Annotated in this window: 8 protein-coding genes; 5 read left to right on the forward strand and 3 right to left on the reverse strand. The window is 60.5% G+C overall.

Annotation, left to right across the window (positions count from 1 at the left end; translation table 11 throughout):
- Window positions 1-13 precede the first annotated feature (13 nt).
- The 5 genes from IB262_RS30055 (at window position 14) to IB262_RS30075 (ending at window position 4,134) form a co-directional block, all read left to right on the forward strand.
- Complete coding sequence (locus tag IB262_RS30055) at window positions 14-1,399, forward strand: aspartate aminotransferase family protein (protein WP_192494096.1); 1,386 nt, start codon at window positions 14-16, stop codon at window positions 1,397-1,399.
- A 14-nt stretch (window positions 1,400-1,413) separates the two neighbouring features.
- Window positions 1,414-2,874 (forward strand): NAD-dependent succinate-semialdehyde dehydrogenase, encoded by a 1,461-nt coding sequence (locus tag IB262_RS30060; protein WP_192494097.1) that lies wholly within the window; start codon window positions 1,414-1,416, stop codon window positions 2,872-2,874.
- Between the two features lie 26 nt (window positions 2,875-2,900).
- The gene (locus IB262_RS30065) at window positions 2,901-3,287 is read left to right on the forward strand and encodes a RidA family protein (RefSeq protein WP_029742662.1); all 387 of its coding nucleotides are present in this window, start codon (window positions 2,901-2,903) and stop codon (window positions 3,285-3,287) included.
- 11 nt (window positions 3,288-3,298) lie between these two features.
- Complete coding sequence (locus IB262_RS30070) at window positions 3,299-3,682, forward strand: RidA family protein (RefSeq protein ID WP_192494098.1); 384 nt, start codon at window positions 3,299-3,301, stop codon at window positions 3,680-3,682.
- A 200-nt stretch (window positions 3,683-3,882) separates the two neighbouring features.
- Window positions 3,883-4,134, forward strand: a complete 252-nt coding sequence (locus IB262_RS30075; protein WP_234798841.1) for a hypothetical protein — start codon at window positions 3,883-3,885, stop codon at window positions 4,132-4,134.
- A gap of 89 nt (window positions 4,135-4,223) precedes the next feature.
- On the opposite strand, the gene IB262_RS30080 is transcribed toward IB262_RS30075, so the two are convergent.
- From IB262_RS30080 to IB262_RS30090, 3 genes are all read right to left on the reverse strand, one after another.
- Window positions 4,224-5,822, reverse strand: a complete 1,599-nt coding sequence (locus IB262_RS30080; RefSeq protein ID WP_029742665.1) for an MFS transporter — start codon at window positions 5,820-5,822, stop codon at window positions 4,224-4,226.
- The gene (locus tag IB262_RS30085; RefSeq protein ID WP_029742666.1) at window positions 5,819-6,256 is read right to left on the reverse strand and encodes a DoxX family protein; all 438 of its coding nucleotides are present in this window, start codon (window positions 6,254-6,256) and stop codon (window positions 5,819-5,821) included. The genes IB262_RS30080 and IB262_RS30085 overlap by 4 nt, the downstream gene beginning before the upstream one ends.
- Window positions 6,257-6,476: 220 nt before the next feature.
- Window positions 6,477-6,663: hypothetical protein (locus IB262_RS30090; RefSeq protein WP_192494099.1), on the reverse strand; the 187-nt coding region annotated here is incomplete at its 5' end.

The following is a 6,663-nucleotide window of genomic DNA, read 5'->3' on the forward strand; positions in this document are numbered from 1 at the left end:
CCTGGAGCCTGCCATGAACGACCGTCCCAACTCCCTTCACGCCCTGGACCGGCAAAGTCTCGTGCACCCCTACACCAACCTTGCGGTTCACCAGGAAGTGGGGCCGCATGTAATCACCGGTGGTGAGGGCATTTACGTCGTCGACGATCAGGGAAAACGTTACATCGAGGGTCTTGCTGGCCTCTTCTGCGCGGGGCTCGGCTTCAGCGAGCCGCGTTTGGTGGAAGCGGCGACGCGGCAGCTGAAGACGATGCCATTCTATCATTCCTTCGCCCACAAATCGACGGAACCGGGTATCCGCCTTGCAGAGAAGCTGCTCGAAATGGCGCCGGTACCCATGTCGAAGGTCTTCTTTGCCGGTTCCGGTTCCGAAGCGAACGACACGGCGATCAAGCTGGTCTGGTACTACAACAACGCGGTCGGACGGCCTGAGAAGAAGAAGATCATTTCGCGCCGCAAGGCTTACCATGGCGTAACGGTGGCAACTGCAAGCCTCACGGGTCTTCCGTTCAACCACCGTGATTTCGATCTGCCGATCGCCAACATCTTCCACACCGATTGCCCGCATTACTGGCGGTTTGCAGAACCTGGTGAGAGCGAGGAAGATTTTGCAACCCGGCTTGTCTCCAATCTCGAGGCTATGATCCTCGAAGAGGGTCCGGAAACGGTGGCGGCCTTCTTCGCCGAGCCGGTCATGGTGTCTGGGGGAGTGATCACACCGCCGAAGACTTACTTCGAAAAACTCCAGGCGGTCTTGAAGAAGTACGACATCCTTCTGGTTGCAGATGAAGTCATCTGCGGCTTTGGGCGTACCGGTAACATGTTCGGGTCGGAAACCTACGGGCTGAAACCGGACATGATCAGTTGCGCAAAGCAGCTTTCGGCCGCCTACATGCCGATCTCCGCGCTGATGATCAACGAGACGATCTCTGACGTCCTCCTCGACCAGAGCCGCAAGATCGGAACATTCTCGCATGGCTTTACTTATGGTGGTCATCCGGTCGCCGCGGCCGTGGCTCTGGAGGCCCTGACTATCTACCAGGAGGTAGACATCGTCTCCCACGTCGGCGCCGTCGGCCCGCGCTTTCAGGAGGGCATTCGAAAGCTTGGCGAACATCCGCTGATCGGTGAAGCCCGCGGTGTGGGTCTTGTCGCGGGCCTCGAATTCGTCAAGGACAAGGTAACGAAAGAGAACTTCCCACCTGCCTGGCAGGTCGCCAACCATGCCGGCAAGTTCGCAACCGAGCGCGGCGTCCTCACGCGTGGTCTTGGCGACATGGTGAGCCTGTGCCCGGCCATGATCATCAACGAGAAGCAGATCGACGATCTCATGGCACGCATGCAGCTTGCTCTCGACGACACGCTTTCGTGGGCGCGCAGCCAAGGCTACATCGCGTGATGCCGGAGATCGACATGTCCACCCGTCCGCCACATTCCTATGAACGGCTCGGCATGCTGATCGGCGGCCGCTGGATTTACGAGACCGAGGGGCAGGACGCGGTCATCGACCCGGCAAGCGGAGCGGTCATCGGCTATTTGCCCTGCGCCACCGACGCCGACCTAGCGGCGGCCGTCGCCTCCGCGCAGCGGGCGTTCGGAAGCTGGAAGGATCGCTCACCGCTCGACCGCGGGCAGATCCTGCGGCGCTTCGCCGATCTTGCTCGCACGCACGCCGAGGAGGTCGGCCGCAACATGGTGCTTGACCAGGGCAAACCGCTGACGGAAGCAATCGGTGAGATCCGATTTGCCGCCGACCATGCCGATTGGCATGCGGAGGAAGCGCGGCGCATCTATGGTCGCCTTATCCCTTCGCGAGATCCACGTGTACAGCAGGCGGTCACGCGCGAACCCGTCGGCGTCTGCATCGCATTTACCCCCTGGAATTTCCCGTTTAGCCAGGCACTGCGCAAGGTCGTGGCAGCCTTGGCAAGCGGCTGCACGATAATCCTCAAAGGGCCGGCGGAATCGCCCTCCTCCACGGTCGCGATCGGCCGGCTTATGCAGGAGGCGGGTCTGCCGGACGGTTGCCTCAATATCGTCTGGGGATCGTCTTCGCATATTTCCGAAACGCTGCTTTCGGCGCCCGAGGTGAAGAAGATCTCGTTTACGGGGTCCGTCGAAGTCGGCAAGCTGCTTGCTTCGCTCGCAGGCCGCCATATGAAGCGCTCCACGATGGAGCTTGGCGGCCACGCTCCGGCTATCGTCTTCGACGATGCCGACGTTGAAGCATCTGCCGACGCGCTTGCCGCGCAAAAGGTCCGCAATGCCGGACAGGTCTGCGTTTCGCCGACCCGCTTCTACGTTCAAACAGGAGCGTATGACCGTTTCCTAGCGCGCTTCGCCGACAAGGTGGCCGCCACGAAGGTTGGCTATGGCTTTGCCGAAGGAGTGCAGATGGGTCCGCTCTGCCACGCCCGCCGGGTCACGGCTATGGAAGGCTTCGTACAGGATGCCCGCGAACGGGGAGCGGAGATCGTGACCGGCGGCAGTCGCATCGGCGACGCCGGCTTTTTCTATGCGCCGACGGTGGTTGCCGGTGGTTCCGACGCGTTGCGGCTGATGAACGAGGAGCCCTTTGGACCCATTGCGGTCGTCACGCCTTTTTCTGGTTTTGACGACGTGATGCGGCGCGCCAACAGCCTTCCTTTCGGCCTTGCGTCCTACGTGTTCACCGCCTCCAGCAGTCAAGCCCAGCACGCCGCAAAAGCGCTTGCCGCCGGGATGGTCAGCATCAATCACTTCGGCCTGGCGCTACCCGAAACGCCTTTCGGTGGCATCAACGACAGCGGCTATGGTAGCGAAGGTGGGACTGAAACCTTTGACGGCTATCTCAACACGAAATTCGTGACCCGCTTCGACGCGCGGCCCGAATGAGCAGCCTTACTTTCTTGGAGAACAAAATGTTTGAAGCCATCGATACCGGATCAGACCCCTCAGACGCGCCAGTCAGCGAGGTCGTGCGCGCCGGCAATCTCGTCTGGTCGGTCCATATTTCCGAAGACCCGGTGAATGGCGACCTCGTCACAGGTGACATCGAAACCCAGACGCGCCGAACGCTTGGAAATCTCGACATCGCGATCCGTGCTGCGGGCGGCACGCTGGCCGATGTCGTGCAGGTTCAGGTTTTCCTCACTGAAAGATCGGACGCACCAGGAATGAACAAGGTCTACGCCGAGTTCTTCAAGGAGCCCTATCCGGTGCGTGCGACCGTGGTGGTAAAGGAGCTTTTGGCCGAAGGCCTTCGCATCGAAATCCTTGCCCACGCCGTTCTCGGCAACAGAGCTTAAAGTGGCCGATCATGTTTGAGAAAGTCGAAACCGGTATCGCTTCGTCAAAGGCGCCTTTGAGCGCTACGGTCAAGGCAGGCCGCATCGTGCGATCCGCGCATATTGCAAAGAATCCGACGACGGGCGAACCCATTACCGGTGACATCGAGACACAGGCACGCCAGGTGTTCCTGAACCTCCAACAGGCGCTCGAAGCGGCCGGCGGAACACTTGCCGATGTTGTGCAGATCCAGGCCTATCTCACGGATAAGGCGGATGCAGGCGGCATGAATAGGATTTACCGGGAGTTCTTTACTGCACCTTATCCGGTTCGTGCCACCGTCGTAGTCGATCTTCTCTCCAACGGAATACGCCTTGAGGTACTCGCAACGGCTGTCCTTTCCTCCTCGGCGTGACGATGGTGTCTCGCCTGTTTGGCGCTGTCTGTCCAAAAGAGATAGAAGACGGCAACCGGCGGCACCGGCCTCTACCGAGAAAAGGGACCTGGTCCCTAACCAAGTCTTTTTAACAATGACAGACATGCCACGAACGTATGTGGAAACGCCGCCTTCCGTTCCTTCTTCATCCGTTGATTGGCTTCCACCACAGAGCGCTCATGCGTGATGTGCCGGTGGCGACCGAGAAGGAGATTGGAGACGAGGCGGCTCGGGTGACCGGTTCGTCCAAGTCATTCGACACGCCAGAATTCATGAAGGGCAAGTTCAGGGTCCGCGCCGGGGCGGCGCAAGGCGGCACCTACGGCAACTCAGTGCGAGAGGCGCTAGACGTGATCTATGCCCTCGACGGAAGCCGGCTCAAACCTTTGACGGTGCGGTTGCGCCGCAGAACAGGTGGGCTGAGGTTTTGAGCAAGGGGTCTTGCGGCGGCCGCTCCGAACCAAACGGTTCCCCACGAACACGAGGGGAGCATTGCGCTCCCCTCCCCGATGTCGTCACATCAGGCCTGACCAGGCCGATTGATGCTCAGGAAGTGTCGAACCACTGGCTTCTCCGGGCCTTTGTGATAGGTCAGAACCTTGCCCTGCAAGTCTGCGTCGGCGTTGGAAACCCGCTGATGCTGGCGAAGGTGTTCCGCCCAGGATTCCACCATGAACCACTCAACCATCTTTTCCGGGTCGGCGGAGTCTTCGGTCACGCCCCAGCCATAGGCACCATCGCGGCGACGTTCCTGGGAGAGCGTGTCGAGCGCATGGAGGAAGGCGCGGCGGTGATGTTTTTCGACCTGGTACTCGATCAGGATCAGGACGGGACCACGGTCATGAGCGACAGGTTCGGCAACAAGCGGTTCCGGCCAATGGTTCGAAGGCACCAAATCCACATCGCCGGCTGGCAGCTTCAGTCGGTGCATGATGAAGCCGGCGGCAAGCAGTCCGGCAGCGCCGATCAGCAGCGTCCCCTGGATACCCGCTGCTTCGCCAACTGCACCCCAGCCAAGGCTGCCGGCGGTCATCGCCCCATTAAAAACGGTGAGGTAGACCGCGAGACCGCGACCACGCACCCAGTTGGGGAGAACCGCCTGTGCTGCGCCATTGAGGGTTGTCAGCGCGGTGATCCATGCGCCACCGAGGAACAGAAGGGCGATGATGGCAACCCACTTCGGGAGGGAAAGCGAAAGTACGGCCATGACGATCGCGGTGACAACGGCCGCCCCGAGCAACAGTCCATCGGCGCTCAGCCGGTCACGCAGCTTCGGCATGACCAATGCTCCTGCGATCGCACCGGCACCGACAGCGCCGAGCAGAATGCCGTAGAAGCTTGCGTCCCCACCCAGGAGTTGGCGGGCGACCAGCGGCAAAAGTGCCCAGACCGCGCTCGCAAAGGCAAAAAAGATCGCGGCACGCAGCAGGACGACATGCAGTGGACGACTGGCGCGGGTGTAGCGGAGACCGGCACGGAATGCGCCAAAGAAGTTTTCAGACAACGCATCGTTGGCGCTTTTTGCCCGTGGCCACCAGAGAAGCGCGGCGATGACGATGATGTAGCTGGCCACGTCGGCACCATAAGTGACGCCTGCGCCAAACGCGGCAAGCAAAAGTCCGCCTGCCGCGGGGCCGATCGATCGTGCGATATTGATCCCGAGTGAGTTCAGCGCCACGGCGCTTTTGACGTCTTCTCGCTTGACCAGTTCTGGAACGATCGCCTGCCAGGTCGGCCCCATCAGTGCCGCACCGATGCCGCCGAGGAAGGTCAGACCAATCAGTGCGCTGACGGAGAGCATTCCGGTCTGCGCCAGAACCATCAAACTGATACTGACGGACGCAAGCAAGATCTGAACAGCAATCAGGAACTTGCGCCGGTCGAGGATGTCGGTGAGCACACCGGCCGGGATGGCGAGCAGGAAAATAGGCAAGGTTCCCGCCGCCTGCACCATCGCAACTGCGGCAGTTGAAGCGGACAGGTCAGTCATGAGCCACGAGCTGGCAACGTCACGCATGAAGCTGCCGGTATTGCCCAGGACTGTGGCCGTCCAAAGGACCGCGAAAACCGGTTGAGCCAGGGGAGCGAAGCTTCCGCCGACAGATTTTTTGTCGCTCATTTGCGATCTCCTTTTGTCAGATCGATTGCGGCGACAATGACGAATGCGCCGGCGAGGCCGAGATGCTCGAAGAAGGCATTGCCGGCCATCGTGCGATCCACGCCCGGTGCCATTTCCCAGAAGCGAAGGGCAATGAAGGTTGCAAGAAGAGTGAACCCCGCGAGTGACAGCGCGCCAGCCCAACGCAGGATGCCTGATACCACCATGGCCGAAGCCGCAAGCTCAAAGCCGATGACAGCAACCGCGAAGAACGCCGGCGGATGAAGACCGAAATGCGCCATCTCGGCGATCGCGCCATCAAAGTCGAAGATCTTGGCAAGCGGCCCCTGAATGTAGGCGGCGCAAAGGGCAAGCAGCGCCGCGGTCCGCATGGCGGGAGCCGCGATGACTTCGGCAAAATGCCCACGGATTGAAGAGGTCGGGTGATGGATCATTTTTGCTCCTGCGATCGTCGCTGTCTCTGAAACCGGCTATGTGGTTCGTCTGATAGAGCGATATTGACCGGGAAGTTCCCTACCAACAATTGCATCAATATTTACTATTTAATTGCATTTTTTGCAACAATAGAAGCGCATTGCATGTGCTCCAGCCAAACACCAAAACGGGCAGCGACCGAGCTGCCCGTTTTGGTGTTCATGCATGATTTGCGTGCCTTCACACCGCCCAGCAGGAGCATCCAAGCGCGCCGAAGAAACCCTTAAGGTCGGCGATCGTCAGTTTCGACGTCCAGGCGCCGGCATGATCGTGGCCATGGACGCCGCAATCGCTGGCGCAGCCGCACGACGTGATCGCGGTGCGCCGGAGCGAGCGCTTTCCGGCGCCCTCGGGCTCACCCCAGGCG

Source organism: Ensifer sp. ENS02 (assembly GCF_014851885.1).
GTDB classification, from domain to species: Bacteria; Pseudomonadota; Alphaproteobacteria; order Rhizobiales; family Rhizobiaceae; genus Ensifer; species Ensifer adhaerens.

Coding starts and splice junctions, on each gene's coding strand:
- IB262_RS30055 (WP_192494096.1), top strand. CDS start 14: ATGAACGACCGTCCCAACTCCCTTCACGCCCTGGACCGGCAAAGTCTC.
- IB262_RS30060 (WP_192494097.1), top strand. CDS start 1,414: ATGTCCACCCGTCCGCCACATTCCTATGAACGGCTCGGCATGCTGATC.
- IB262_RS30065 (WP_029742662.1), top strand. CDS start 2,901: ATGTTTGAAGCCATCGATACCGGATCAGACCCCTCAGACGCGCCAGTC.
- IB262_RS30070 (WP_192494098.1), top strand. CDS start 3,299: ATGTTTGAGAAAGTCGAAACCGGTATCGCTTCGTCAAAGGCGCCTTTG.
- IB262_RS30075 (WP_234798841.1), top strand. CDS start 3,883: ATGCGTGATGTGCCGGTGGCGACCGAGAAGGAGATTGGAGACGAGGCG.
- IB262_RS30080 (WP_029742665.1), bottom strand. CDS start 5,822: ATGAGCGACAAAAAATCTGTCGGCGGAAGCTTCGCTCCCCTGGCTCAA.
- IB262_RS30085 (WP_029742666.1), bottom strand. CDS start 6,256: ATGATCCATCACCCGACCTCTTCAATCCGTGGGCATTTTGCCGAAGTC.